We start from the raw sequence: 26,272 nt of genomic DNA, 5'->3' as shown, positions 1-26,272 counted from the left end.
CCTTACGCCCCCGCGATCCGAGCCGCGGGCGGCTGGCCGGCGACCAGCAGCAGGTCGCTCTCGTCCTTCAGCGTCACGCCGGTGATCTGCCGCGCCAGCGCCTCCTTGAGCAGCCAGGCCAGCTTGAACGCCGCATGGGGATGCGACAGCCCCTCCCCGCGCACATTGGAGATGCAATTGCGCTCGGCATCCGATCGCCCGACCTTCGGCGCGAAGGTGAGGTAGAGCCCGAGACTGTCCGGCGAGGACAGGCCCGGCCGCTCGCCGATCAGCACGAGGCAGGCCCGCGCGCGCAGCACCTCGCCCACCTCGTCGCCCAGCGCCACCCGCGCCTGTTCCACGATCGCCACCGGCCCGGTGCTCCAGCCATTCTCCGCGATCCGCGCCTTGAATTCGGTGAAGAACGGCACGGTCTGGGCGTGGATGGCGGTGGAGGACAAACCGTCCGCCACTACGATTGCGAGGTCCGGCGGCGCGCCATCCTGCGCCGCCCGCTCCCGCAGCGCGGCGCGGCTGTCATCCGAGAGCCGGCGCCCGAGATCGGGCCGGCGCAGATAGGCGTCGCGCGCCGGTGCGGCTGAGGCGAGGCGGATGGTCTCGAAGCCGAGCGCGGCGACATCGCGCGCCACCTCTTCCGCCTGAAACGGCGTGTGAACCGCGTCGCGCGCCTGCGCATGGGCCAGCGCGAAGCGCAGCACCTCGCGGGTCGGCATGCCCGTCCCTGCCCTGCCCAGCGCGATGCGTGCCGGCGTGGTGGCGGCGAGCCGCACCCAGGCGTCCTCGATCACATAGGGCGCGCCGTCCTTGCTCATCTCATCCGCGCTCATGCCGCGAGCCCGGCGTCGAGGCCCTTGGCGACGGTCAGTAGCGCGTTGCCGCCGCCCTGCGGCTTCAGGCGCCCATCCGGCCCGGTGATGCCCATGGTCTGCAGCCACGCCTCGAATTCCGGGGCCCGCTTCAGCCCCAGCACCTCGCGCAGATAGAGCTGATCGTGGAACGAGGTGGACTGGTAGTTCAGCATCACGTCGTCCGAGCCCGGAATGCCCATGATGTAGGTCACGCCCGCCGCGCCGAGCAGCGTCATCAGCGTGTCCATGTCGTCCTGGTCGGCCTCGGCGTGGTTGGTGTAGCAGACGTCGCAGCCGAGCGGCACGCCCATCAGCTTGCCGCAGAAATGGTCTTCCAGCCCGGCGCGGATGATCTGCTTGCCGTCATAGAGATATTCCGGCCCGATGAAGCCGACCACGGTGTTCACCAGCAGCGGCTTGAATGGGCGGCACACCGCATAGGCGCGCGCTTCCAGCGTCTGCTGGTCGACGCCGTGATGCGCGCCGGCCGAGAGCGCGGAGCCCTGCCCGGTCTCGAAATACATCACATTGTCGCCGAGCGTGCCGCGCTTGAGGGAAAGCGCCGCCTCGTGACCCTCCTTCAGCGTCGCCAGCGAAATGCCGAACGAGGCGTTCGCCCCTTCTGTCCCCGCCACCGACTGGAACACGAGGTCGACCGGCACGCCGCGATTGATCACCTCGGTCGAGGTGGTGACATGGGTCAGCACGCAGGCCTGCGTCGGGATGTCGAAGCGCTGGATGATGCCGTCGATCAGTTTCAGCAGTTCGCTCAGCACCGGCACGCTGTCGGAGGCCGGGTTGATGCCGATCACCGCGTCGCCGCAGCCATAGAGCAGCCCGTCGAGGATCGAGGCGGTGACGCCGGCCACCTCGTCGGTCGGGTGGTTGGGCTGGAGCCGCACCGCCATGGTGCCCGGCAGGCCGATGGTGTTGCGGAATTTCGTGACCACGCGGCACTTCTTCGCCACCGCGATCAAATCCTGATTGCGCATGATCTTGGACACCGCCGCCGCCATTTCCGGCGTGATGGCGGGCGCCAGCGCCGCCAGAGCCTCGCTGGTGGCCGTCGCCGAGAGCAGGAAGTCGCGGAAGTCGCCCACCGTCATGTGGCTGATCGGCCGGAAGGCGGGCAGGTCATGGGTATCGAGGATAAGCCGCGTCACCTCGTCGGTTTCATAGGGCACCAGCGCCTCGCTCAGGAAGGCGGTCAGCGGCACCTCTGCGAGGCACATGCGCGCGGCGACGTTCTCTTCCGCGCTTGCCGCCGCGATGCCGGCCAGCATGTCGCCGGAGCGCAGCGGCGTTGCCTTTGCCATCAGGTCCTTCAGGTCGGCGAACACATAGGCGCGCGGTCCCACGACATGGCGATACGGCATCACAGCTCCTCACATGCGGCGCGCTGCCCAATTCGGCGGCGTGTTCAAAAAACATAATGCGCGGCGTGGCATTGGGGAAGCGGCGCGGCGGTTCGCAGGGCGGCAATGCGACGTATGGACGAGGCGCGCGTGGGAGGCTAACCACGCCGAAAGGCTCAGCACGAGGCGAGGAAGCATGGCGACGTTCATTCTCATTCACGGCTCCTGGCACTGGGGCGGGTGCTTCCTGCCGGTCTCCAACATCCTCGCCACCCATGGCCACGCCGTGATCGCGCCCGACCTCGCCGGTCATGGCTTCAATCCGATGCCGGCAGCGAATGTGACCGATATCTCGATCTACGCCGCCCCGGCGCGGGCCGCGCTGGAGGCGGTGAAGGGCAAGGCGATCCTGGTCGGCCATTCGGTCGGCGGGGCGACCTGCACCTGGCTCGGCGAGGAGATGCCTTCAAAGATCGCCGCGCTGGTCTATCTCACCGGCTTCATGGCGCCGAATGGCAAGAGTGCCCGCGATTTCGTCATGACGCAGACCTATCTCAAGGATATTGCGATCATCGAGAGCCAGGGCATGCTGCGCCTGACCAAGGAAGGGCTTGGCCTCGATCTGAACAAGCGCGACCTGATCGCCCGCTCGCTCTACTCCGACGTGTCGCCCGAGCATGTCGAGGCGGCACTGCCGAGCCTGTCGAAGATCACCCCGCACGCCCCGTTCACGGCGGTGTCGAAGATCACGCCGGAGCGCTATGGAACGCTGCCGCGCCATTACATCGAGTGTCTGGAGGATCGCGGCCTGCCGCTCGGCGTGCAGCGCGAGATGCAGGCGGCGGTGCCGGGCGCGACCGTGCACCAGCTCAAGACCGGCCATTCGCCATTTTTTAGCGCGCCGAAGGCCGTCGCCGACATCCTGCTGAAGATTGCCGGCGCGGATTAACCCTCCCGGCTGCGGAGCGGCGGCCGTCCTATCGGCGGCGCAGGCCGTATGCTATGCGTTTCGCGTTCGGGTTGCGTTTGGGGGCGTCGAGTGTCGGTGTTGTGGATCATGCGTGGCCTGGCACGACCCGCGTCGCGCGTCGCGGTACTGGTGGTCGGAGCGGCGCTGCTGGCCGGCTGCGCGGACCGCCCCGGCGCGGAGTCGCTGACGGCGACGGATGCCAGCGTCCCCGGCACGCGCGAGCATGTCATTCTGGTCGCCTCGACCCGCGCGCGTGATCCCCGCCCCGGCGCGATCTACAGCGGCGAGCGTTCCTCGACGCTCAGCTTCGCCCGCATCGACATGACCGTGCCGCCCAATCACCGCGCCGGCCATGTCGAATGGCCGAAGACCGTGCCGGGCAATCCCGCGACCGACATGGTGGTGCGCCGCGCGGAATTTCGCGAGACCCCGAAGGAGTTCGACGCCGAGCTCAAGGCCGAGCTCGCCAAGCGTCCGCCCGGCCAGAAGAAGGTCGCGATCTTCGTCCACGGCTACAACACGCAGTTCAACGAAGCGCTGTACCGCATGGCGCAGCTCGCCGAGGATTCCCGCGCGCCGGGCGTGCCGGTGCTGTTCACCTGGGCCTCGCGCGGCGAGACCACCGATTACGTCTACGACACCAACAGCGCCACCTCCGCCCGCGACAATCTGGAGGAGACCATCCGGCTGGTGTTCAATTCCGGCGCGGAGAAGGTGACCATCCTCGCCCACTCGATGGGCAACTGGGTGACGGTGGAGGCGCTCCGCCAGATCAAGATTTCCGGCAATGCGCTGCCGGCCGACAAGATCGACAACATCATCCTCGCCGCGCCCGATATCGATGTCGACGTGTTCAAGAGCCAGCTCAAGCGCTTCGGCAAGCCGGCAAAGCCGTTCATCGTCATCGTCTCGGGCGACGACAAGGCGCTGGCCTTCTCCCGCTTCATTGCCGGCGGCGAGAACCGGCTCGGCGCCTATACCAATGACGAGGAACTGGTCGAGCTCGGCGCGGTGGTCATCGACATGACCAAGGTGAAGGCGCAGGACGATTTCAACCACGGCAAATTCGCTCAGCTCGCGGCCATGGCGCCGGAGCTGCAGGCGATCGCCGACGCGCGCCGTGGCGCGGGCGCCAACAACAATAAGGTCATGATCGACAACATTGCCTTCTTCGGCGTCGACAAGATCTTCCCGGCCGCCGGTGCCAAGGCCAATCAAGGCACCACGCAGACCGCCGGCGCGCCGAAGGTGATCGCCGTGCCCGAAGAGGGTGGCGAGTCGCCGGTGACCGCGGCCGCGGCCGTCTCCGGAACGGCCACGCCCTGACGATTTGCCGTCGCGCCACGGAATCCGGCGCTCTTGCCGGTTGCGGTAGCCAATTGCAGGGCTCACTCTCGCAACTGTTCCGGGCCTGCGGCCGATTCCTCCTCGCTCCGCAGCCGGCAAGGGTCCTCTGGCTGGGTGGCAGGTGGCGATGAGCGCAGTGATTGATTTTCTCAATACGATCTTCTGGAGCTATGTGCTGATCTATGGCCTTCTGGCCGTCGGCATCTATTTCACGATCCGCCTCAAGCTGATCCAGATCCTGCATTTTCCCGAGATGATCCGCTCGGTGCTCGGCTCGTCCGAGACCGACCATGCCGGCATCACGCCGTTCCAGGCGCTGTGCACCAGCCTCGCCTCGCGGGTCGGCACCGGCAACATCGCCGGCGTCGCGGTGGCGCTCTATCTCGGCGGGCCGGGCGCGATCTTCTGGATGTGGGTGGTCGCCGCCATCGGCATGGCGACCGCGCTCGCCGAGAGCACCCTCGCCCAGCTCTACAAGCAGAAGGACGAGGAAGGCCGCTATGTCGGCGGCCCGGCCTTCTACATCGCCAAGGGGCTCAAGGCCCCGTGGGCCGGCACCCTGTTCTCGGTGTGCCTCATCATCTCCTTCGGCCTGGTCTTCAACGCGGTTCAGGCCAATTCCATCGCCGACGCCATGGAAGGCGCGTTCGGCGCGCCCAAGCTCGTCACCGGCATCGTGCTGGCCCTGCTCTCCGGCCTCATCATCTTCGGTGGCATCCCGATGATCGCGCGGGTGGCCGAGATCGTCGTGCCGTTCATGGCGGCCGGTTATCTCGGCGTCGCGCTGTTCGCGGTGGCGATGAACATCTCGGAGGTCCCGGCCATGTTCGGGCTGATCTTCCGCAGCGCCTTCGGGCTGGAGCCGGCGGTGGGCGGCGTGTCCGGCGCCATGGCGGCGGCGATGCTGAACGGCGTGAAGCGCGGCCTGTTCTCCAACGAGGCCGGCATGGGCTCGGCGCCGAACATCGCGGCGGTGGCGACCCCCGATCCGCATCACCCGGTCAGCCAGGGCTTCGTGCAGGCGCTCGGCGTGTTCATCGACACGCTGCTGATCTGCACCGCCACCGCGCTGCTGATCCTGCTCTCCGGCGCGCTGGTTCCCGGCTCGGGCCTCACCGGCACCCAGCTCACCCAGGCGGCGATGCAGCATCACATCGGTGTGGCCGGTCCCTATTTCGTGGCGATCTCGATCTTCTTCTTCGCCTTCACCTCGATCATCGGCAACTATTCCTATGCCGAGAACGCGCTGGCCTTCCTCGGCATCGGCAGCCATCTCGGCAAGGGCGTGCTGCGCGTCGCGGTGATGGGGATGGTGATCTGGGGCGCCTATGAGACCGTCGCGACCGTGTTCGACGCCGCCGATGCCTCGATGGGGCTGATGGCGACCATCAACCTGATCGCCATCATGCTGCTCTCCGGCCTCGTGGCGCGGCTCACCGCCGATTACCTCGCCCAGCGCAAGGCCGGCAAGAAGCCACGCTTCGTTGCCAGCTCGATGCCCGAGCTCAAGGACCAGATCGACCCCAATATCTGGAACCGCTGACGGCCCCCGGCCGGGGCGACATCGATCGTCCCGGCTGATGGCCCCCATGAGAAGATCGCGTTTCCTGATCACGGACTCTGCGTTTAGCTTCCCCGGCTCCTGACCTCGGAGCCGTGCCATGCCGGGCCTTTCATCCAGCCTTCCCGTGGAGCCCGCGCGCAAGCCCGCACGCGGGCTCGCCTCGCTGCCATTGCTGATCGCGCTGTTCTGCGTGCTGTGGTCCTCGGCCTTTGCCGGGGCCAAGCTCGCGCTCGGCTACTGCCCGCCGCTGACCCTGCTCACCATGCGCTTCGCGCTGGCGGGGGTGATCATGCTGGCGCTGGCGTGGCTGGTGGACGGACGCCCGCGGATGAGGGCGCGCGACGTGGCGGCTCTGGTGCTGTGCGGCGTGCTCAACAACGCGGTCTATCTCGGCTTCAACTGGAGCGCGCTCACCCTCGCCTCCTCCGCCTATGTCGCGGTGCTCACCAGCTGCCTGCCGCTGGTGGTGGCGCTGTTCGCCGGGCCGCTGCTCGGCGAGCGCATGAGCGCAGTGAAATGGGGCGGCATCGGGCTCGGCGTGGTCGGCGTGGTGATCGTGCTGCGCTCGCGGCTGGAGGGCGGTCACGAGAGCCTGACCGGCACGCTTCTGGTCGCCTGCGGCGTCATCGCCTTCGCCGCCGGGACGCTGGCTTTCAAATATCTCAAGCCTCAGGGCGGAATCTGGACCGGCAACGCCATCCAGTGCCTTGCCGGCGCGCTCGCTGTGGCGCCCGTTGCCTTCGCCACCGAGCGGGTCTCCGACATCAGCCTCACGCCCCAGCTCCTCATCGGCTTCGCCTATCTGGTGGTTGGCGTGTCGATCGGTGGCTACGGCCTCTGGTTCTATCTGCTGACCCGGTCCGGCGCGACGGCGGCTTCCAGCCTGCACTTCCTCATGCCGCCGCTCGGCCTGTTCTTTGGCTGGCTGCTGCTGGGCGAGGCGGTGCCGCCGCTCGATTTCGTCGGCATCGTCCCGATCGCGCTCGGCATCTGGCTGGTGACGCGGCCGTCGCGGGCCTAGACCGCTACCGGCGCGATTTCCATCTGTGCCACCAGCTCATAGGAGCGCTTCTTGGCCGCGAGGTCGTGAACCGGGGTGGTGATCATCACCTCGTCCGCCCGCGTCGTGTCTATGAAACGCGCCAGCCCCTCGCGCACCCGCTCCGGTCCGCCCACCAGCACCTTTTCGCGATTGCGCCGCATGAAGGCGCGATCGCTCTCGCTGTAGTGCTGCGCGGCCGCCTCTTCCGGCGAGGGGATCGGCTGGTAGTCGCCGCGCGCCCGGCGCAGATGCGACAGGTCCACACTGCCGGCCAGCCATTCGGCCTCCTCATCGGTCGGTGCGCACACCACGGAGAGCGCGAGAATGGCGTGGGGCGCGTCGAGCCGGTCTGCCGAAGGGCGGAAGCCGTTGCGATAGCTCAGCATCGCGTCCATCACGTCATGGGTGGCGAAATGGTGCGCGAAGGCGAAGCCCATGCCGAGCTGGGCAGCGAGCCGGGCGCTATAGCCCGAGGAGCCGAGCAGCCAGATCGGCGGCAGCTTCACGTCGACCGGCATCACCCGGATCGAGCGGAACGGATGATCCGCCGGCCAGTCGCCGCTGTCCCACATCATCAGTTCCTTGAGCCGGTCAAGGAAGTCGTCGCCGGGCTCCATGTCCTGACGGCGCCGCAGCGCCATGGCGGTGAGCTGGTCGGTGCCGGGCGCACGGCCGAGCCCGAGATCGACCCGGCCCGGATAGAGCCCTTCCAGCACCTTGAAGCGCTCCGCCACCATAAGCGGGGCATGGTTCGGCAGCATGACGCCGCCGGAGCCGACGCGAATATTCTCGGTCGCCGCCAGAATCTGGCCTGCCATCACATCGGGCGCGCCGCTCGCCACCGAGGGCAGGTTATGATGCTCCGCCACCCAGAAGCGGCGGAAGCCGAGCGCGTCGACATGGCGCGCGAGTTCGATGGTCTCCCGCAGCGCCTGCGGCCCGCTGCCGCCGGAGGTGACGAAGGAGAGGTCGAGAACGGAGAGCGCAAGCGGGGCATGCTGTGTCATCGCCCACAGGTGGGGGCTGGTACGCTGCATCGCAATACGTCGCGCGCGATGGTCCGGCATCATCGACGGACGGGGCGGGTGATACCTTGCGGAGCAAAGAGGTTTCACCTATGGGTGTTACCCATGGCGGATAGACGGTAGTCCACAGGGAGGCGGTCATGGCGACCACGACCATTGGCGTGAAGATCGACGAGGAGCTCCGCGCGCGGCTCAAGGCGGCGGCGGAGCGGCAGGGTCGCACCCCGCATGCGCTGATGAAGCAGGCTCTGATCGACGCGGTGCAACTCGTGGAAAGCGCCGAATCCGGCGCCGGTTCGCCCGCCGATCTCCCGCCGCATATCGCCGCTACCGGCGCCTCCGGCGCTGTGTCGCGCGCGATGGATTTCGGCGCCGGTCGCACAGTGTCCGGCGCCGCCGATTCCGCCGATTCTGGCGCAAAAACCGCCGGATCGGCGTCCGAAATGGCCGATTCTGGGGTCATCGGCGCCCTTCACGAGGGGCCGTTCGTCGCCTTCGCGCGTGGGGTCCAGCCCCAGAGTGTTCTGCGTGCGCGCATCACCGGGGCCTATCGTGCGCCGGAGCCGGAATGCGTTCCGCTTTTGATTTCCGAGGCGGTGCTTCCGGCCGCGCGAGAGGAGGCGGCGAAGGAGCGGGCGCGGGGGCTGGTGGCCGCGCTGCGGGCCAAGGGGCAGAAGGGGCCGGTCGAAGGCTTGATCCATGAATACGCCCTCTCCAGCCAGGAGGGCGTGGCGCTGATGTGCCTCGCCGAGGCGCTGCTGCGCATCCCCGACCGCGCCACCCGCGACGCGCTGATCCGCGACAAGATCGGCCATGGCGACTGGCACGCCCATGTCGGGCAGAGCCCGTCGCTGTTCGTCAATGCCGCGACCTGGGGGCTGGTGCTCACCGGCAAGCTGACTTCCACCTCCAGCGAGACCGGGCTTTCCGGCGCGCTGACCCGGCTGATCGGACGCGGCGGCGAACCCTTGATCCGCAAGGGCGTGGACGTGGCGATGCGGATGATGGGCGAGCAGTTCGTCACCGGGCAGACCATCTCCGAGGCGCTGGCCAATTCGCGCGCCATGGAGGCGAAGGGCTTCCGCTATTCCTTCGACATGCTGGGCGAGGCCGCCACCACCGAGGCCGACGCGCAGCGCTATCTGGCCGATTACGAGCAGGCGATCCATGCCATCGGCAAGGCCTCCGCCGGGCGCGGCATCTATGAAGGGCCGGGCATCTCGATCAAGCTGTCGGCCCTGCACCCGCGCTATTCGCGTGCGCAATATGATCGCGTGATCAATGAGTTGCTGCCGCGTGTTCTGAAACTGGCGAAGCTCGCGCGCCACTATGACATCGGCCTCAACATCGACGCCGAGGAAGCCGACCGGCTGGAAGTCTCGCTCGACCTGCTGGAGGCGCTGTGTTTCGACGAGGCGCTGGCGGGGTGGAACGGCATTGGCTTCGTGGTGCAGGCCTACCAGAAGCGTTGCCCCTATGTGCTCGACTATCTGATCGACCTCGCCCGCCGCTCCGGCCACCGGCTGATGGTGCGTCTGGTGAAGGGCGCCTATTGGGACAGCGAGATCAAGCGCGCGCAGGTGGACGGGCTGGAGGGCTTTCCGGTGTTCACCCGCAAGGTGCACACCGACGTCTCCTACCTCGCCTGCGCCCGCAAGCTGCTGGCCGCGCCGGATGCGGTGTTCCCGCAATTCGCCACCCACAACGCCCAGACGCTCGCCACCGTGATGGAGATGGCCGGGCAGAATTATTATGCCGGGCAATACGAGTTCCAGTGCCTGCACGGCATGGGCGAACCGCTCTATGAGGAGGTGGTCGGCAAGGAGAAGATGGGCCGGCCCTGCCGCATCTACGCCCCCGTCGGCACCCATGAGACGCTGCTCGCCTATCTCGTCCGCCGCCTGCTGGAGAACGGCGCCAACTCGTCCTTCGTCAACCGCATCGCGGATGAGAGCGTGCCGATCGACGAGTTGATCGAGAACCCGGTCGACGTGGCCCGTCGCATCGCGCCGATCGGCGCGCCGCACCCCAAAATCGGCGCGCCGGTGGACATTTTCGGCGCGGATCGGCGCAATTCGGCGGGGCTGGACCTGTCGAACGAACAGCGCCTCGCCTCCCTCGCCGCCTCTCTCCTAGCCGGTAGCTCGGCACCAATCAGCGCCGCGCCGATGATCGCCGATCTCGCCGTTCGCGGCGGCGCCCATAGCGCCGATCTGGCAGTTGATGGCACAAATAGGATCGTAACCAACCCCGCCGATCAACGTGACAGGATCGGCGGTGTAACCGATGCTGCAACCGAGCAGGTGCAACTCGCCATGGAGGCTGCGGCGGCTGCGGCGCCGATCTGGCAGTCGACCCCGCCCGAGGAACGTGCAACCTGTCTTAACCGCGCCGCCGAGCTGATGGAGGCGCGGTTGCCCTCGCTGATCGGCATCGTGGTGCGCGAGGCTGGAAAGTCGTTCGCGAACGCGGTCGGCGAGGTGCGGGAGGCGGTCGATTTCCTGCGCTATTACGCCTCCCAACTGCGCGACTTCTCCGCCGATACCCACCGCCCGCTCGGCCCGGTGGTGTGCATCAGCCCGTGGAATTTCCCGCTGGCAATCTTCACCGGGCAGGTGGCGGCCGCGCTGGCGGCCGGCAATCCGGTGCTGGCCAAACCGGCGGAGGAAACCCCGCTGATCGCGGCGGCCGCGGTGCGAATTCTGCGCGAGGCTGGCATTCCGGCCGGGGCGGTGCAGCTTCTTCCCGGCGCGGGCGATGTCGGCGCGGCGCTGGTGGGCGATCCCCGCACGCGCGGCGTCATGTTCACCGGCTCCACGGAAGTGGCGCGGCTGATCCAGCGCCAGCTCGCCGGTCGGCTGAGCCCCGAGGGACGGACGATTCCGCTGATCGCCGAGACCGGCGGACAGAATGCCATGGTGGTGGATTCGTCCGCGCTGGCCGAGCAGGTGGTGGCGGACGTGCTGGCCTCGGCTTTTGACAGCGCCGGCCAGCGCTGTTCGGCGCTGCGCATCCTGTGTGTGCAGGAGGATGTCGCCGACCGAATGCTGACCATGCTGAAGGGCGCATTGGCGGAACTGCGCGTCGGCAACCCGGTGCACCTGTCGACCGATATCGGGCCGGTGATCTCCGCCGAGGCCAAGGCCAATATCGAGGGGCATATCCAGCGCATGCGGGAGGCTGGTCACGCGGTCGAACAATTGCCACTGCCGGAGGAGTGCGCTCACGGCACCTTCGTGCCGCCGACCCTCATCGAGATTGGCGATATCAGCGAGCTGACGCGCGAGGTGTTCGGCCCGGTGCTGCATGTGGTGCGCTACGCCCGCGAGGACCTCGACAAGGTGCTGAAGGCGATCAACGATACCGGCTACGGGCTGACCTTCGGCCTGCATACCCGCATCGACGAGACCATCGCTCATGTGACCGAGCGGGTCGGCGCCGGTAATATCTACGTCAACCGCAACATTATCGGCGCGGTCGTCGGTGTTCAGCCTTTCGGCGGCCACGGGCTTTCGGGCACGGGCCCCAAGGCCGGCGGGCCGCTTTATCTGCGCCGTCTTCTGGCGCAGCGGCCAAGCGCCCCTGCCCTCGCCCCCATGGCTGACGTGCCGGAGGCGGCGCGACTCTGGGTGGATTCGCTCACCGATCCGGCGCTGCGTGACTTGTGCGGTCGGCTGGTCGGCGACAGTCGCTTCGGTTACCGCACCGAGCTGGCTGGCCCGGTGGGTGAGCGCAACGTCTATGAGTTGAGCCCCCGCGGCACGGTGCTGTGCCTGGCCGCGACCGAGGCGGGTCTGGCTGCGCAGATCGCGGTGACGCTGGCGACCGGCAACCGCGTGCTGCTGGAGGGCTCCACCCTGCCCCCCCTCCCGGCCGCGATCTCGCCGCTTGTCAGCCTGACCACCGATATCGACGCGGCACGGTTCGACGCGGTGCTGTTCGAGGGCGACGTCGACGCGCTGCGCAGCCTCAACGAGGCGATGGCGGGACGCGAGGGCCCGATCATCATGGTGCATGGGCTTACCCCCGAGGCGCTGGCGCGCGGCGAGACCTACCCGCTGGAGATGCTGATGCTGGAACGTTCCACCAGCACCAACACCGCCGCCGCCGGGGGCAATGCCAGCCTGATGAGCATCGGCTGAGACGGCGTGCGTGGGGGTGGTGCCGGCCACCGCCTCCTGCGTCGCGGCTCTGCTGCCGGTGCCGATAGCATCGTTTCGCCCATCCTGTAAGGGTTTGTCCGGGCCTTGGATAAACCAGTGTGCAGGTGCACAATCGCGGGCGATGGCGGGGCGAGAACCGGGAGCAGAACGGTGACATTCAGCTCAGCAAACATCTTCCAGGATGCCTTGTCCTATTGGACCGACGCCGGCCAGCGCTGGACGCTGTTTCTCGACGCCATGCACCAGCGCGGCCTGCAGTACGAGGCCCACATGGCCGAGCCCGCACCTAATGTGCTGGACTACAAGGCCGAACTGGTGGTCGACGGGCGCACGCTGCCCCGCCCCGCGAACTATCTGCTGGTGCGCATCGTGCCGCCGGAGGGCTTCGTGGTGGACGAGGCCAAGCGGCCCTTCGTCATCGTCGATCCGCGCGCCGGCCATGGGCCGGGCATTGCCGGCTTCAAGGCTGACAGCGAGATCGGCGTGGCGATGAATGCCGGCCATCCCTGCTATTTCGTCGGCTTTCTTCCCGAGCCGGTTCCCGGCCAGACCATCGAGGATGTCGCCCGCGCCGAGGCGGTGTTTCTGGAAACGGTCGCGGCCCGGCATCCCCATGCGGAGGGCAAGCCGTGCGTCGTCGGCAATTGCCAGGCCGGCTGGGCGGTGATGATGCTCGCCGCCGTGCGCCCCGAGCTGTTCGGCCCGATCATCATCGCGGGCGCGCCGCTGTCCTACTGGGCGGGTGTGCGGGGCGTGAATCCCATGCGCTATTCCGGCGGCCTGCTGGGCGGAAGCTGGCTCACGCAGCTCACCAGCGACCTCGGCGCCGGCGTGTTTGACGGCGCGTGGCTGGTGCAGAATTTCGAGAACCAGAACCCGGCCAACACGCTCTGGACCAAACAGTACAACCTCTATTCGCAGATCGATACCGAGCTGGAGCGCTATCTCGGCTTCGAGAAATGGTGGGGCGGCCATGTCACGCTGAACGGCGAGGAAATCCAGTTCATCGTCGATGAGCTGTTCGTGGGCAATCATCTCGCCTGCGGCGATATCCGGACCTCGGACGGCACCGCGATCGACCTGCGCAACATTCGCTCGCCCATTGTGGTGTTCTGCTCGCGCGGCGACAACATCACCCCGCCGCAGCAGGCGCTGGACTGGATCCTCGACCTGTATGACAGCGTGGACGAGATCCGCACCTACGGGCAGACCATCGTCTACACGGTGCACGACAAGATCGGCCATCTCGGCATCTTCGTATCGGCCAGCGTGGCGCGGAAGGAGCACCACGAATTCGCGTCGAACATCGATTTCATCGACGTGCTGCCGCCCGGGCTCTATGAGGCGATCTTCGAGCCCAAGGCGGGGCAGGACCCGGACCACCCGGCGACCGAATGGATCATGCGCTGCGAGGTGCGCGACCTCGACGATATCCGTGCCTTTGGCGGCAACGATCTCGCCGATGAGCGGCGCTTTGCCACCGCGGCCCGGATGTCGGAGATCAACCTCGCGCTTTATCGCGCCTATCTCCAGCCAATGGTCCGGGCGATGGTGAACCCGGCTATGGCGGAGGTCGGGCGCAAGCTCCACCCGCTGCGCCTGTCCTATGAGATGTTCAGCTCGCGCAACCCGTTCCTCGGATGGCTCGACGACGCCGCGCAGCGCGTGCGCGAGGAGCGCCGGCCGGTCGCGCCGGACAACCGCTTCGTGAAGGCACAGGAACAGGTCTCGCGGCAGGTGGTCGAGATGCTGGAGGGCTACCGCAAGGCGGCCGAGCATCAGGCGGAACTGACCTTCCGCACCCTCTACGGCTTGCCGGTGCTGCAGGCGGCGCTGGGCGTCGACCCGGCCGGCGCGCGTGGGCCGCGCCGCGCGGCCAAAAGCCGGCTGCATGCCGAATTGCTCGCCAAGCGGATCGCCGAACTGCGCGCGGGCTTTACCCATGGCGGCACGCTGGAAGGCGCGGTGCGGGCTCTGGTTTATGTCGGCATGGCGCGCGGCAGTGCCGACGAGCGCGGCTTCGAGGCGATCCGTCAGCTGCGCCGTACCGGCGCCCGCGCCCGCCAGCTCACGCTGGAGCATTTCAAGGCCGTGGTGCGCGAGCAGTATTTCATGCTGCTGATCGATCGCTCCGCCGCGCTGGAGGCGATCCCCGCTCTGTTGCCGGACGACGCCGAGACGCGGGCCGAGGTGCTGGCGCTGCTGGAAAAGGTGCTGACGGCGCGCGGCCCGCTGACGGGTACGGCCGCCGAGCGCTTCGAGGAAATCCGGACACTGTTCGACACCCCGGCGCGGGCTGGCGGCGGCCGCGCCCGGCTCGCGGTCGCGGCGCGAAAGGAAGGCTGAACGAGAATGGCGGATATGCTCGACGCTGCCGATGCCCTGCCCAAGACATCGAAATATGACCGGCTGATCGCCGCTGCCCGCGCTTGTGAGGCCGCGCCTACCATGGTCGCGCACCCCTGTGACGAGACCTCGCTGCGCGGCGCGCTGGAGGCGGCGGAGGCCGGTCTGATCGTGCCGATCCTCGTTGGGCCCGAGGCCAAGATCGGATCGGTCGCCGCCGAGCACGGCCTCGATCTCACCGGCATCGAGATGATCGACGCGCCCCACAGCCACGCCGCCGCGGCCAAGGCGGTGGAACTGGTGCGCGAGGGGCGCGGCGAACTGCTGATGAAGGGTAGCCTGCACACCGACGAGTTGATGAAGGCCGTTACCTCCTCGGCCACCGGCCTGCGCACCGAGCGGCGCCTGAGCCATGTTTTCGTGATGGACGTGCCCGGCCATGCCGAAACACTGTTCATCACCGACGCGGCGATCAACATCTTTCCGGATCTCGACGCCAAGCGCGACATCATCCAGAACGCGATCGACCTGTGGGTTGGCATCGGGATGGGCACGCCGCGCGTGGCGGTCCTTTCGGCGGTCGAGACGGTGACGACGAAGATCCCCTCCACCATCGACGCGGCCGCCTTGTGCAAGATGGCCGATCGCGGGCAGATCACCGGCGGGCTGGTGGACGGGCCGCTGGCGTTCGACAATGCGATTTCGCCGGAGGCCGCCGCGATCAAGGGGATCGTCTCGCCGGTGGCCGGCCGGGCGCAGATCCTCGTGGTGCCGGACCTTGAGGCCGGGAACATGCTGGCGAAGAACCTCACCTTCCTCGCCCATGCCGACGCCGCCGGCATCGTGCTGGGTGCGCGCGTGCCGATCATCCTGACATCGCGGGCGGATTCGGTGCGCACGCGCCTTGCCTCCTGCGCGGTGGCGACGCTCTATGCCGCCGCGCGCCGCACTGCCGCCGCCGTGCCGGCGGTCTAGCTGCCGTTCCCGCCCCTGGCCTCCTGACCGCATCGGAGACGCGCGATGTCCATACCTTCCGCCATGGCCAATCTGCTCGACGGCAAGAAGGGGCTCATCGTGGGCGTGGCCAACGACCAGTCGATCGCCTGGGGCTGCGCGCGGGCCTTTCACGGCTTCGGGGCCAAACTCGCCCTCACCTATCTCAACGACAAGGCGAAGCCCCATGTCGAGCCGCTGGCCCGCGAGGTCGAGGCGGCGATCTTCCTGCCGCTGGACATGAACGTGCCCGGGCAGGTCGAGGCGGTGTTCGAGACCATCGCCGAGCAATGGGGCGAGCTGGATTTCGTCATCCACTCCATCGCATTTGCTCCACGCGACACGCTGGCGGGCCGGGTGACCGACGCGCCGCTGGACGGTTTCCTGAAGACCATGGAGATTTCCTGCTGGTCGTTCATGCGCATGGCGCAGCTCGCCGAGCCGCTGATGACGAATGGCGGCACGCTGTTCACCATGACCTATTACGGCTCGCAGATGGTGGTGGAGAACTACAACATCATGGGCGTGGCCAAGGCGGCGCTGGAGAGCGCGGTGCGCTACATGGCGGCCGAGCTGGGGCCGAAGGGCATCCGCGTGCATGCGATCTCGCCCGGCCCGCTGGCGACGCGCGCAGCCTCCGGCATCCCCGAATTCGACGCGCTGCTGGAGAAGGCGCGGCGCAAGGCGCCGGCGCGCGAACTTGTCGGGATCGCCGATGTCGGCACCACGACGGCCTTCCTCGCCCATGATGCCGCCCGGCTGATTACCGGGCAGGTGCTCTATATCGATGGCGGCTACCACATCATCGACTGAACTGGACGTCCTCGCGGCCGGGCGAGAGACATTGGCGGACGAGACGTCGCCAGATGAGGCATGGGCCAGACGAGGCATGGGCCAGACGACAGGAGGCCAGCGTGGACGATCCCGCGCCGGCTTCCTGTCCTTTTCAAGCCTCAATGGCCGCCGGAGAATACCAGCGTCTGGATCGGCAGGATGAGTGCCTGGATGCGCAGCAGCAGCGCGTGGACCAGGGCGACCGTATCCACCACATGCAGATAGAGCGCGGTGCCGACGCCGAGCCCGCCGGCCGCCAGCTTTTCGTGATTGCTGGAATAGGCATTGGCGAAGCAGCTCGACCCCGGGGGCACGCCATCGAGGCCATCCGGATACAGCGGTTCCAGTATCACGGTGATCGTGCCCGGCTTCTGCAACTGCTGGGCATCGATGAGTTGCTCGGTGGAGCGGAACTGGCCGGCAGCAATGAATTCCTGCACGTTGGTGACCACCATGGGAATGATGGTGAACGGCTTGGACAGGCAGGTCGCCTCCGCGACCATGCCCGGCTTCATGATCTGCGCCTCAATCTGGCCGAAGCCGGCCATAAGGCGCTCGCGGCCGGTGTCATCGGGAATCAGAACGCCCGCCGAGCGGATCATCGGGTTCACGATGTCGCCGACCCGAAGCGTGAACTGCTCGACCCGACCATCGACGCCGGCGCGCACCACGGTCTTTGCAAGCTCGGCCTCGGCCTCGGCCAGCGCGGCCTCGGCGCTGGCCTTCTGGGCCGGCAGCAGCGTGTCGAGCCGCGCCAGAGCGCCCTCCTTCGCCGCCGCGGCGGCAGCGAGTGCGCCCTCGCGCCCGTCGACCACCACCTGAAGGCGTTCGATTTCGCGCTGGCTTACGACATTGGCGTTGCGGTCATTCAAGAGCTGCTTGGTCTGCAACTCGTCCTTCGCCTGCTGCAGCGCCTGTTCGGCCTGCCGCATCTGGCCATCCGCCGCCGCGATGTCCGAGCGCGCCACCACCATCGCCGCGTCGGTTTCCACGATGCGGCGGCGGGCGGTCTCGGCCGCGGCGCGTTGGGCCGTGTCGTCGAGGGTGAAGATCGGCTGGCCCCTGGCGACATGATCGCTGACGCCGACATGGACCTGCGACACCCGGCCGATGGTCTCGGGCAGGATCGAGACCGTGCGGAAATAGGCCGTGACGTTGGAACTCGACGGGTGATTATAGAAGATCACCGTGATCAGCCCGATGGTCAGCATGAGGCAGGTGGTGATGCCCCACCGCAGCTCGAACCACACCGAATAGAGCGTGATCTCGCGACCCAGCCGCTTGCCCTGAGCGTAACGCCGGTAGAGGTAGTCCGGCAGGATGGTGAGAAGCGAGCAGAGAAACAGTTCAAGCATGACCGCCCTCCTTCAGCTTCTCGTCCTCGGACGGCTGCGGCGGCGAGGGCAAGCCGGCGAGCTTCTCCTGCGAACGCGCGATGCGGTTCAACGGGGAGAGGAAGTCCGGCAGGTCGATGAAGGCCAGCAGCAAGGCCGCGACCCACAGCACATGAGCATGGGTAAACAGCGCCAGAAGGCACATCACCGCCACCAGCTCGAACTGAAGCTTCTGGCCCTTATGGGCCAAGCGCTCGGGCAGCGAGTGAACATGCAGGAAGAACACGCCGGCCAGCAGAGCGGCGGCGATGACGGTGACGCCCGCGATCACCATCAGCACATCGGTGTCACCCGGCGCGGTGATGAAGAAGGGCAGGTCGTGGGGGGCTGAAGGGTTCAGGGGCGCCATCTCTGCGCAAACTCCAGGGCACCGGCCGCCATCGGCCGGTCATGTCTCACCCGCGATGTGGTGCACCGATGCCCGCATGAAAGCAAGCGTCGGTTGTGCCCCCTTGGACGTCCGGTTCAGCCGCGGCCCCAGGTGAGAAAGAAGCCGACATCGCCGGGCATGCCGCGCGGCCATTCCACGATCATCGCGGCGAGGCCGAAGCCCTTCGGCTTCAGCTGGTCGCGCCACAATTCATAGGCCTGCCGGGGACGACCGGTCAGCGTCTCCGGCCAGCCTTCGAGCGCATTGTTGATGGCCCGGCCATTATCCGTGCACAGCGTGTTGGGAAAGCGCATGACCATCATCTCGGTTTCGCCGCGCCCGGCGGCGGCGCGGAGCTTCACCAGCACGTTTTCCTCGATCTCGGCGATCTTGGCCGGGGTGAGGTCGAGCGGCTCGGAGAGCGTCTTGGCCAGTTCCTGCTTGGCCTTGTCCGCCTTGTCCATCGCCTCCACCGCCTCATTGGCGCGGGCGAGGGCCACCTGATCCATATAGTTGCGCAGGTCGTCGGCCGTCATGAAGGATTCATCGCCGAGCGGGCGCTGATGGGGCTCGGAAATCTTGCTGGCATCACTCATCGTCGGACTCCATACCGAACTGACAGATCGTCTTGGAACTAGGGAGCGGAAACTGACATCCGCCCGGTCAATACACGGCGGGGACGTGGTGGCGCGTGTCTTCCGGCGGCTGGTAGCCGTTCGCCTTCTGGCGCTTGGGCAGCTTGATCTTGTCCCGCTTCGGCGCCTCATAGGGCACCTTGGAGAGCAGGTGGGCGATGATGTTGAGCCGGGCGCGCCGCTTGTCGTTGGAATCGACCACGTACCAGGGCGCCCAGGCCGAATCCGAGGCCATGAACATGTCGTCGCGCGCGCGGGAATAATCGTACCAGCGGCTATAGGATTTGAGGTCCATGGGCGAGAGCTTCCAGACCTTGCGCGGGTCGGTGATACGGCTTTCGATGCGGCGGGTCTGCTCCTCCTGGCTGACTTCCAGCCAGTATTTCAGCAGCAGCACGCCGGAATCGATCATCGCCTTCTCGACCGCCGAGATGGTGTCGAGGAACTTCTTCGCCTGCTCGTCGCTGCAGAAGCCCATGACGCGCTCGACCCCGGCGCGGTTGTACCAGCTGCGGTCGAAGATCACGACCTCGCCTGCCGCCGGCAGGTGCGGCAGGTAACGCTGGGCGTACATCTGCGACTTCTCGCGGTCGCTGGGCGGCGGCAGGGCGACCACACGGAACACGCGCGGGCTGACACGTTCGGTGATCGCCTTGATGACGCCGCCCTTGCCGGCGGTGTCGCGCCCCTCGAACACGACGCAGACCTTGGCGCCGCTGTGCTTGGCCCATTCCTGCAGGTTGACCAGCTCGCCATGAAGCCGCTTGAGCTCCGATTCATAGTTCTTGCGGGAAAGCTTGTCGTCCTTGGAGGGCTTCTCGGCCTTGCTGCTCATGGACCTTCTCCCTTTCGAGGCATGTCCGCCGCAGGTTCGTCCCGGCGGCGTGCAGACGCCCCTGTTCTTATCGTCCGTTCGCAAGTGATCGACACCTGCATGGATCATAACACGGCACGAACACGCCGACGTTATTCTGATCGCAAGAACAGGAGGTCTTTTCAACTTGGGAGAATAACGGAGAGGAAGGCGCCGCCGGGGCCGCTCAACCGGGGTTGCGCGGTCTAAGCCGGCTCTGGCTCCCAGGAGGGAAACGGGTCCGGCAGGTGCTTCAGCTCGGTCGGATCGAACAAGCTTGGCGCGAGTGGGCCGACGAGGCACTCATCCAGCGCGGCGCGGATGGCCGCCTCATCCATGTTCACGCCGATGAACACCAGCTCCTGCCGCCGGTCGCCATAGCCCGGCGTCCAGTGCGAGCGCAGCCACGAGCGCCAGTCCGGCTGCGTCGGCCAGCGCTCGGTCGGGATCGCGGCCCACCACTGGCCGATCGAGCCGGTGCGGCAGATGGAGCCGGCGAGCGACATCTCGCCGACCCGGCGCGGGCGGGTCGCCAGCCAGAACAGACCTTTGGCGCGGACGAGGCCCGGCCAGGTCCGGGACAGGAAGGCGCTGAACGTTTCGGGATGGAACGGGCGGCGCGCGCGGTAGACGAAGCTGGAGACGCCGTATTCCTCGGTCTCCGGCACATGGTCCTTGAAGCCGTTCAGCTCCTTGAACCAGGTCGGGTGCTCATGCGCCGCTTCGAAATCGAAGCGGCCGGTGCCCAGAATGTCCCTCAGCGGCACGTTCGCGTGGTCGGCTTCGATGATCAGGGCGTCGGGATTGAGCGCCTTCACCACCGCCCGCACCTCACGCCGTCGCTCATGGGCGACGTCCGACACCTTGTTCAGCACGATGACATCGGCGAATTCGATCTGCTCGGTCAGCAGATCGACAAGGGTACGCTCATCGCCCTCGCCCGCCGTCTCGCCCCGGTCGCGCAGGAAATCGCGCGAGCCGAAATCGCGCAGCAGATTGGCCGCGTCGACCACCGTCACCATGGTGTCGAGCCGGGCGAGGTCGGACAGCGAGAAACCATCCTCGTCGCGGAACTCGAAGGTGGCGGCCACGGGAAGCGGCTCGGCGATGCCGGTGGATTCGATCAGCAGATAATCGAAGCGCCCCTCACCCGCGAGGCGCTTCACCTCGGCAAGCAGGTCGTCGCGCAGCGTGCAGCAGATGCAACCATTGGTCATCTCCACCAGCTTCTCTTCGGTCTGGGAGAGGTTGGCCCCGCCTGAGCGCACCAGCTCGGCGTCGATGTTCACCTCAGACATGTCATTGACGATCACGGCGACGCGCAGCCCCTCGCGATTGGCGAGGACATGGTTGAGCAGCGTGGTCTTGCCGGCGCCGAGAAAGCCGGAAAGAACCGTTACCGGAAGGCGTGAATCTGACATCTATGCGCGCTCCACTTGCATAATGATACAATGTATCATTTGCATGGTGCGCGCGCTCGATCAAGGCACCGGGAGTTGCGCCCTCCGTGGGGGAGAGCCAGACACGACAACGCCGCCCCGGAAGTGGCGATCCCGGGGCGGCGGTCGGTTTCTGCGTGGGTAAGGAGCGCGGCGGCTCAGTCGATCCGGCGCGGAGTGCGGCGTATCATGGTGTCGCGGCTGCGCACGCGCACCGGGACCAGCGCGGGACGCGCCGTCATCTGTCGGCGCCCCCCGGTCTCATCGTCTTCGCCGAGCAGCATCACGGCAAAGCCCATCTGGACGCTGCCGAAGGTAATGGCGAGGGCAACCGTGAGCACCAGAGCCGCAAGAAGGCCGTTGGAAGAGTGCAGCACCAGCTCGCCGAGCCGGGCCACGTCGAACGCGATGAGCCCGCCGACGAACAGAACAGCCAGCGCGCACCCGATGAGGGCGTGACGCAGAAGGAAAAGAACGTGCCTGGGCATGACGCCATCCGCCTTTCCGAAACGCGCCGGATTCGGTCGCGCATGTTCCCTCAAAGATAATCCGCGCAGGGGCGCCCGCAAGCGGTAAAGGTCGTTAAATCCGACAATCGGCGCGCGCGTGGGGAGGACCCGGCAGGACCGCCGACCAGTAAGCGCGAGGAGCATGCGCGAGCGCTCGACGGCCCGAAGTGCGTCGACGTGGGGATCGTCGGTAAGTCGGATATCAGAATGGTGCGGACGACGGGACTCGAACCCGTAAGCCTTTAAGGGCGCAAGATTTTAAGTCTCGTGCGTCTACCAGTTTCGCCACGTCCGCCAAGTCTGATGGGTCAGCTCAGGCCCCCGATGAAGCCGGTCTCGTCGACGAAGATGTGCTCCGCCGCCGGCCGGGAGGGGAGGCCCGGCATGGTCATCACGTCGCCGCACAGCGCTACCACGAAACCGGCGCCCGCCGAGAGCCGCACGTCGCGGATCGGCAGCACGAAGCCTTGCGGCGTGCCGCGCTGGGCCGGGTCGGCCGAGAAACTGTACTGCGTCTTGGCCATGCAGACCGGCAGGTCGCCATACCCCATGGCCTCGTATTCGGCGAGCTTTTTGAGCGCGCTCGCCTCGACCGAAATCGAGCCGGCCCGGTAGATGCGGTGGGCGATGGTCTCGATCTTCTGCACCAGCGGCAGCGCGCTGTCATAGAGCGGCCGGAAGCTGGACGGCTCGGCGGCGAGCTGCATCACCTCGGCCGCGAGCCCGGTGGCGCCGGCCGAACCCTCGGCCCAGTGCGCGCACAGATGGACGCCGGCGCCGACCGCGTTGCAGGCCGATTCCACGGCGGCGATCTCGGCCGGGGTATCGCTGGTGAAGCGGTTGATCGCGACCACCACCGGCACGCCATAGGCCTTCATGTTCTCGATGTGGCGCACCAGATTCCCGGTCCCGGCCGTCACCGCCGCGACATTCTCCGGCCCAAGGTCCTTCTGCGCGACGCCGCCATGCATCTTCAGCGCGCGCACGGTGGCCACGATGACGATGGCGGACGGCGCAAGGCCGGCCTGCCGGCACTTGATGTCGAGGAACTTCTCGGCGCCAAGGTCCGCGCCGAAGCCGGCTTCCGTCACCACGTAATCGGCGAGGCCGAGCGCGGTGCGGGTGGCGATCACCGAATTGCAGCCATGGGCGATGTTCGCGAACGGGCCGCCATGGACGAGGGCCGGCGTGCCCTCCAGCGTCTGCACCAGATTGGGCTGGAACGCATCGCGCAGCAGCGCGGTCATGGCGCCGGTGATCTTGAGGTCGGCGGCGGTGACCGGCGTGCGGGCGCGCGTCTGCGCGATCACCATGCGGCCGAGGCGCTCCTCAAGGTCGGGAAGTGAGCGGGCGAGGCAGAAGATCGCCATGATCTCGCTCGCGACCGTGATGTCGAAACCGTCCTCGCGCGGGTAACCATTGGCCGCGCCACCGAGGCCGACCACGACGCTGCGCAGCGCGCGGTCGTTCAGGTCGATCACCCGTCGCCAGTTGATGCGGCGCGGGTCGATGTCGAGCGCGTTGCCCCAGTAGATGTGGTTGTCGATGGCGGCAGCCAGCAGATTGTGCGCGGCGCTGATGGCGTGGAAATCGCCGGTGAAATGCAGGTTGATCTCCTGCATCGGCACGATCTGCGCGCGCCCACCGCCGGTGGCGCCACCCTTGGAGCCGAAAACCGGGCCAAGGCTCGGCTCGCGCAGCGCGATCGCCACCTTAGCGCCCGCCCGCGCCAGCGCGTCGCCGAGCCCGATCGTGGTGGTGGTCTTGCCTTCGCCGGCCGGCGTCGGGTTGATCGCGGTGACGAGGATCAGCTTGCCCCCGAGCCTGGCCTGCGCGGCTCTCGCCACTTCGGGCGATATCTTCGCCTTGAAGGGGCCGTAGCGGTAGAGCGAGGAGGCGGGCAGGCCCAGCCGCGCGCCGATCTCCTCGATCGGCGTAAGCGGCACCGAGGCGGCGATGGCGGCATCGCTGTTCGGGTCGATGGTCCGGGCCGCGAAAGTCATCTGAACGTCCTCCACTCCCACGGCCAAGCCACCGCGGGGCCTTATCCTTATACGGCTTGGCCGGCGCGCGAGCGCTCGGCATGAATGGCCACCAGCAGCATGCCGCCGATGACCGCCAGATGCTCGACGAAGAAGTAGAACTCGATCTGGGCGCGCTCGCCTTCCATGGTCCAGAAGGCGTGAGCGATGGGAATGGTCAATACCGTGAAAATACCCAGTGCTCCCGCCGCCAGCCAGGTAGCGCGGTTGAACAGGATCAGCAACGAGCCGGCGAGTTGGGTGATGATGGTGAGCACCGCGAACAGCCAGGGCGGGTTGAGACCGAAGAAGGCCATCTCGGCCTGCGCACCCGCAAAATCAACAATCTTGCTTATCCCACTGCCGAGAAACATGAAAATCAGCAGAAAGCGAGCGACGAACGCCGTGATGGGCGAACGCAGGATCATGGAAATCAGGCCAGGCGTCATCGGAGCATCTCCCCCAAAAGCAACCGATCGCGTTGACATCGTGGTCTCGTAGCGCAGGCGCGGCTGAAAGGCGAGGCACGGCACGTCGCGGGCTGCGCAACTCGCGTCGTGGCGTCACTGGCGCGGCGTGCCGGGCGCGTCGCCCTTAGTATCGGCTGCCGCGCGCTCATCCTCTTCGCGCGCGGCCTTGGCCTCCGCGATGAATTCGGCGGCACCCTTCTTGGCCTCGCGCACGCTCTCGCCGAGTTCGCGGGCGAAGCGGTCGAGGTCGAGCCGCAAACCGCCGACCGACGGTTTCTCGGTCTCCGAGGCATAGGCGATCATGCGCAGCGACAGGCCGAGATCGGAGGCCAGCTGCGCCATGAAGCCGTCGCTGAGATCCTCCTGGTCGGCATAGGCGATCAGCATCTCGTAGAGCGCGTTGCGGTGCTGCTCATAGGCGGCCTCATACGCGTCGTCGGACATCTCGTCGCCCGGCAGTTGCTCGTCGTCATATCCCATTGCTGTTCTCCCTCAGGCCACGCCGTCGCGGATCGGCGGCTGGAACGACAGGCCCATGTCCCACGGAAAATAGATCCACGTATCCTGGCTGACCTCGGTGATGAAGGTATCGATCAGCGGGCGCCCCAGCGGCTTGGCATAGACGGTGGCGAAATGCGCCTTGGGCAGCATCTCGCGCACCACGCGCGCGGTCGAGCCGGTATCGACCAGATCGTCGATCACGAGAAGCCCCTGCCCGCCCTCGCCCGCCGCGGCGAACACCGCATCGGCGATCGGCTTGATGACCTGCATCTCGCCCTGGTTGTTGTAGTCGTGATAGCTCGCGATGCACACGGATTCGATGAGCCGGATGCCGAGCTCGCGCGCCACGATGGCAGCCGGCACGAGGCCGCCGCGCGTGATGCACACCAGCCCGGTGAACGGGCCGGCGCCGGCAAGGCGCCACGCCAGCGCGCGGGCGTCACGGTGGAACTGGTCCCAGGAGACGGGAAAGGCCTTCTTCTGGCGATCGTCGGACATAAGCGGAAACCTCGGGCAGGCAATGGCGCGCGAGCGTCACGGGCGTGCGGCCGGACATGACGCTTGGTCCGCGATCATTAGCCTTACCGGGCGCTGCGCTCCAGTGGCTCCACGGCGCAATTGCGCCTGATGCGTGCGCTGTCCCCAGCGCACGCCGTCCGCTCTGCCGGTTCAGGCCCCCGCCGCGCGTGCGGCCGCGACTTCCTCGATCATGCGACGGACGTCCGCCACGGCGGCGGCGAGGTGGTCGGGATCGCGCGAGCGCACCACGAGATTGGTGTTCGGCCGCCCGCTCTCCTCGATGAACGGATAGCTGCCGATGGTCACGCCGGGGTGCGCCTTGGCGATGAGCGCGAGTGGACCGCCCACGTCACCCTCGCGCGCATTGGCGGGCAGGGTCTGCGAGAGCATGACCTTGCCGGTCCGCAGCTTGGGCGCCACGTCGTCCAACATGGCCTGCATGATGGTCGGAACCCCCGCCATGACGATGACGTTGCCGATCCAGAAGCCCGGCGCCTTGGAAACCGGGTTCGCCACGAGTTCCGCGCCAGCCGGAATGCGCGCCATGCGCAGGCGCGCTTCGTTGAGATTCGCCTCGCCGACATGGGCCGCCAGTAGAGCGCGCGCGCGGGGATCAATGTCGATCGTCACCCCGAACGCCTTGGCGACCGCGTCGGCGGTGATGTCGTCATGGGTCGGCCCGATGCCGCCGGTGGTGAACACATAGGTGTAGCGCGCGCGCAGCGCGTTCAGCGCGGCCACGATCTCCTCCTCGATGTCGGGAACCACCCGGACTTCGGACACATCGATACCGATCGCGGTAAGGTATTCCGCGATATAGCCGATGTTCCGGTCCTTGGTCCGGCCGGACAATATCTCGTCGCCGATTACCATAATACCGGCCGTGACGGCCTCACTGGTCCTTGTCATCCGATTCTTCTCCCGTTCCGCCGTCCGATCATCCGGTTTCGCCGCAATTCAACGCAGGTCGCGCCGCAACCAAAGGCACGGCGCCTGCGTTTTGGGCAAAATGCGGCCATTCGCAGGATTATCAGCATCGGTGATGTTCCGCCTCTTCCGCTGGCACGGCGTTTG

General features: G+C 67.1%; 22 protein-coding genes and 1 tRNA gene. 8 read left to right on the top strand and 15 right to left on the bottom strand.

All coding sequences use genetic code 11. The features are described 5' to 3' along the window. Positions 1–2: 2 nt before the first annotated feature. Positions 3–827: an ethanolamine ammonia-lyase subunit EutC gene (gene eutC / locus MKI84_RS08870; RefSeq protein ID WP_241618655.1), complete on the bottom strand. Its 825-nt coding sequence runs from the start codon at positions 825–827 to the stop codon at positions 3–5. Beyond that, a complete protein-coding gene (locus tag MKI84_RS08865; protein WP_241618654.1) occupies positions 824–2,224 on the bottom strand; it encodes an ethanolamine ammonia-lyase subunit EutB in 1,401 nt (466 codons plus the stop codon). The genes eutC and MKI84_RS08865 overlap by 4 nt, the downstream gene beginning before the upstream one ends. A 175-nt stretch (positions 2,225–2,399) precedes the next feature. On the opposite strand from MKI84_RS08865, the gene MKI84_RS08860 reads away from it, so the two are divergent. The 4 genes from MKI84_RS08860 to MKI84_RS08845 all read left to right on the top strand — a co-directional run bounded on the left by MKI84_RS08860 (position 2,400) and on the right by MKI84_RS08845 (position 7,105). Then, a complete protein-coding gene (locus MKI84_RS08860) occupies positions 2,400–3,152 on the top strand; it encodes an alpha/beta fold hydrolase (protein WP_241618652.1) in 753 nt (250 codons plus the stop codon). Between the two features lie 108 nt (positions 3,153–3,260). Then, the gene (locus MKI84_RS08855) at positions 3,261–4,499 is read left to right on the top strand and encodes an alpha/beta hydrolase (protein ID WP_241618650.1); all 1,239 of its coding nucleotides are present in this window, start codon (positions 3,261–3,263) and stop codon (positions 4,497–4,499) included. Positions 4,500–4,647: 148 nt separating this feature from the next. After that, complete coding sequence (locus tag MKI84_RS08850) at positions 4,648–6,063, top strand: alanine/glycine:cation symporter family protein (protein WP_241618648.1); 1,416 nt, start codon at positions 4,648–4,650, stop codon at positions 6,061–6,063. 118 nt (positions 6,064–6,181) lie between these two features. Then, a complete protein-coding gene (locus tag MKI84_RS08845) occupies positions 6,182–7,105 on the top strand; it encodes a DMT family transporter (protein WP_241618646.1) in 924 nt (307 codons plus the stop codon). On the opposite strand, the gene MKI84_RS08840 is transcribed toward MKI84_RS08845, so the two are convergent. Further along, positions 7,102–8,163 (bottom strand): LLM class flavin-dependent oxidoreductase, encoded by a 1,062-nt coding sequence (locus tag MKI84_RS08840; protein ID WP_425353816.1) that lies wholly within the window; start codon positions 8,161–8,163, stop codon positions 7,102–7,104. The genes MKI84_RS08845 and MKI84_RS08840 overlap by 4 nt on opposite strands. 128 nt (positions 8,164–8,291) lie before the next feature. Between MKI84_RS08840 and putA the strand changes: the two genes are divergently transcribed. From putA to fabI, 4 genes are all read left to right on the top strand, one after another. Next, entirely contained in the window at positions 8,292–12,293 is a 4,002-nt protein-coding gene (gene putA / locus MKI84_RS08835; RefSeq protein WP_281063211.1) for a trifunctional transcriptional regulator/proline dehydrogenase/L-glutamate gamma-semialdehyde dehydrogenase, read from the top strand. A gap of 171 nt (positions 12,294–12,464) precedes the next feature. After that, positions 12,465–14,660 carry a DUF3141 domain-containing protein gene (locus MKI84_RS08830; RefSeq protein WP_241618644.1) on the top strand — a complete coding sequence of 732 codons (2,196 nt, stop codon included), beginning with the start codon at positions 12,465–12,467 and terminating at the stop codon, positions 14,658–14,660. A gap of 15 nt (positions 14,661–14,675) precedes the next feature. Then, positions 14,676–15,635, top strand: a complete 960-nt coding sequence (locus MKI84_RS08825; RefSeq protein WP_425353825.1) for a phosphate acetyltransferase — start codon at positions 14,676–14,678, stop codon at positions 15,633–15,635. Between the two features lie 45 nt (positions 15,636–15,680). Then, the gene (gene fabI, locus MKI84_RS08820; RefSeq protein ID WP_241618641.1) at positions 15,681–16,466 is read left to right on the top strand and encodes an enoyl-ACP reductase FabI; all 786 of its coding nucleotides are present in this window, start codon (positions 15,681–15,683) and stop codon (positions 16,464–16,466) included. A 140-nt stretch (positions 16,467–16,606) separates the two neighbouring features. Here fabI and MKI84_RS08815 read toward each other — a convergent pair whose 3' ends face one another. From MKI84_RS08815 to MKI84_RS08760, 12 genes are all read right to left on the bottom strand, one after another. After that, on the bottom strand, positions 16,607–17,842 hold the full coding sequence (locus MKI84_RS08815; protein WP_241618639.1) for an HlyD family secretion protein: 1,236 nt from the start codon (positions 17,840–17,842) through the stop codon (positions 16,607–16,609). After that, entirely contained in the window at positions 17,835–18,230 is a 396-nt protein-coding gene (locus tag MKI84_RS08810) for a hypothetical protein (protein ID WP_241618636.1), read from the bottom strand. The genes MKI84_RS08815 and MKI84_RS08810 overlap by 8 nt, the downstream gene beginning before the upstream one ends. Positions 18,231–18,346: 116 nt before the next feature. Further along, a complete protein-coding gene (locus MKI84_RS08805) occupies positions 18,347–18,847 on the bottom strand; it encodes a hypothetical protein (RefSeq protein WP_241618634.1) in 501 nt (166 codons plus the stop codon). Between the two features lie 67 nt (positions 18,848–18,914). After that, the gene (ppk2, locus tag MKI84_RS08800; protein WP_241618632.1) at positions 18,915–19,721 is read right to left on the bottom strand and encodes a polyphosphate kinase 2; all 807 of its coding nucleotides are present in this window, start codon (positions 19,719–19,721) and stop codon (positions 18,915–18,917) included. Between the two features lie 224 nt (positions 19,722–19,945). Continuing rightward, positions 19,946–21,160, bottom strand: a complete 1,215-nt coding sequence (zigA, locus tag MKI84_RS08795) for a zinc metallochaperone GTPase ZigA (protein WP_241618630.1) — start codon at positions 21,158–21,160, stop codon at positions 19,946–19,948. A gap of 176 nt (positions 21,161–21,336) precedes the next feature. Further along, positions 21,337–21,666 (bottom strand): hypothetical protein, encoded by a 330-nt coding sequence (locus tag MKI84_RS08790; RefSeq protein ID WP_241618629.1) that lies wholly within the window; start codon positions 21,664–21,666, stop codon positions 21,337–21,339. A 229-nt stretch (positions 21,667–21,895) separates the two neighbouring features. After that, a tRNA-Leu gene (locus MKI84_RS08785) sits at positions 21,896–21,982 on the bottom strand. A 13-nt stretch (positions 21,983–21,995) separates the two neighbouring features. After that, positions 21,996–23,690, bottom strand: coding sequence for a formate--tetrahydrofolate ligase (locus tag MKI84_RS08780; RefSeq protein ID WP_241618628.1), 1,695 nt, complete (start codon positions 23,688–23,690; stop codon positions 21,996–21,998). 47 nt (positions 23,691–23,737) lie between these two features. Further along, positions 23,738–24,157, bottom strand: coding sequence for a DoxX family protein (locus MKI84_RS08775; protein WP_241618625.1), 420 nt, complete (start codon positions 24,155–24,157; stop codon positions 23,738–23,740). Positions 24,158–24,271: 114 nt separating this feature from the next. Further along, complete coding sequence (locus MKI84_RS08770) at positions 24,272–24,658, bottom strand: hypothetical protein (protein ID WP_241618623.1); 387 nt, start codon at positions 24,656–24,658, stop codon at positions 24,272–24,274. A 12-nt stretch (positions 24,659–24,670) separates the two neighbouring features. Further along, positions 24,671–25,177, bottom strand: coding sequence for a xanthine phosphoribosyltransferase (gpt, locus tag MKI84_RS08765; protein ID WP_241618621.1), 507 nt, complete (start codon positions 25,175–25,177; stop codon positions 24,671–24,673). Positions 25,178–25,348: 171 nt separating this feature from the next. Then, entirely contained in the window at positions 25,349–26,107 is a 759-nt protein-coding gene (locus MKI84_RS08760; protein WP_241618618.1) for a competence/damage-inducible protein A, read from the bottom strand. Positions 26,108–26,272: the final 165 nt, after the last annotated feature.

Source organism: Ancylobacter gelatini (assembly GCF_022601675.1).
Lineage (GTDB): Bacteria > Pseudomonadota > Alphaproteobacteria > Rhizobiales > Xanthobacteraceae > Ancylobacter > Ancylobacter gelatini.
The sequence above is the reverse complement of the archived record's forward strand: the minus strand, read 5'-3'. Positions and strand labels throughout refer to the sequence as shown.

Excerpts from the sequence above, each read along its gene's own strand:
- ppk2 (WP_241618632.1), bottom strand. The coding sequence starts at position 19,721 with ATGAGCAGCAAGGCCGAGAAGCCCTCCAAGGACGACAAGCTTTCCCGC.
- MKI84_RS08770 (WP_241618623.1), bottom strand. The coding sequence starts at position 24,658 with ATGGGATATGACGACGAGCAACTGCCGGGCGACGAGATGTCCGACGAC.
- MKI84_RS08855 (WP_241618650.1), top strand. The coding sequence starts at position 3,261 with ATGCGTGGCCTGGCACGACCCGCGTCGCGCGTCGCGGTACTGGTGGTC.
- MKI84_RS08840 (WP_425353816.1), bottom strand. The coding sequence starts at position 8,163 with ATGCAGCGTACCAGCCCCCACCTGTGGGCGATGACACAGCATGCCCCG.
- putA (WP_281063211.1), top strand. The coding sequence starts at position 8,292 with ATGGCGACCACGACCATTGGCGTGAAGATCGACGAGGAGCTCCGCGCG.
- MKI84_RS08790 (WP_241618629.1), bottom strand. The coding sequence starts at position 21,666 with ATGCCCAGGCACGTTCTTTTCCTTCTGCGTCACGCCCTCATCGGGTGC.
- MKI84_RS08860 (WP_241618652.1), top strand. The coding sequence starts at position 2,400 with ATGGCGACGTTCATTCTCATTCACGGCTCCTGGCACTGGGGCGGGTGC.
- fabI (WP_241618641.1), top strand. The coding sequence starts at position 15,681 with ATGTCCATACCTTCCGCCATGGCCAATCTGCTCGACGGCAAGAAGGGG.
- MKI84_RS08780 (WP_241618628.1), bottom strand. The coding sequence starts at position 23,690 with ATGACTTTCGCGGCCCGGACCATCGACCCGAACAGCGATGCCGCCATC.
- gpt (WP_241618621.1), bottom strand. The coding sequence starts at position 25,177 with ATGTCCGACGATCGCCAGAAGAAGGCCTTTCCCGTCTCCTGGGACCAG.
- MKI84_RS08845 (WP_241618646.1), top strand. The coding sequence starts at position 6,182 with ATGCCGGGCCTTTCATCCAGCCTTCCCGTGGAGCCCGCGCGCAAGCCC.
- MKI84_RS08865 (WP_241618654.1), bottom strand. The coding sequence starts at position 2,224 with ATGCCGTATCGCCATGTCGTGGGACCGCGCGCCTATGTGTTCGCCGAC.
- MKI84_RS08850 (WP_241618648.1), top strand. The coding sequence starts at position 4,648 with ATGAGCGCAGTGATTGATTTTCTCAATACGATCTTCTGGAGCTATGTG.
- MKI84_RS08775 (WP_241618625.1), bottom strand. The coding sequence starts at position 24,157 with ATGACGCCTGGCCTGATTTCCATGATCCTGCGTTCGCCCATCACGGCG.
- MKI84_RS08810 (WP_241618636.1), bottom strand. The coding sequence starts at position 18,230 with ATGGCGCCCCTGAACCCTTCAGCCCCCCACGACCTGCCCTTCTTCATC.
- zigA (WP_241618630.1), bottom strand. The coding sequence starts at position 21,160 with ATGTCAGATTCACGCCTTCCGGTAACGGTTCTTTCCGGCTTTCTCGGC.
- MKI84_RS08815 (WP_241618639.1), bottom strand. The coding sequence starts at position 17,842 with ATGCTTGAACTGTTTCTCTGCTCGCTTCTCACCATCCTGCCGGACTAC.
- MKI84_RS08825 (WP_425353825.1), top strand. The coding sequence starts at position 14,676 with ATGCTCGACGCTGCCGATGCCCTGCCCAAGACATCGAAATATGACCGG.
- eutC (WP_241618655.1), bottom strand. The coding sequence starts at position 827 with ATGAGCGCGGATGAGATGAGCAAGGACGGCGCGCCCTATGTGATCGAG.
- MKI84_RS08760 (WP_241618618.1), bottom strand. The coding sequence starts at position 26,107 with ATGACAAGGACCAGTGAGGCCGTCACGGCCGGTATTATGGTAATCGGC.
- MKI84_RS08805 (WP_241618634.1), bottom strand. The coding sequence starts at position 18,847 with ATGAGTGATGCCAGCAAGATTTCCGAGCCCCATCAGCGCCCGCTCGGC.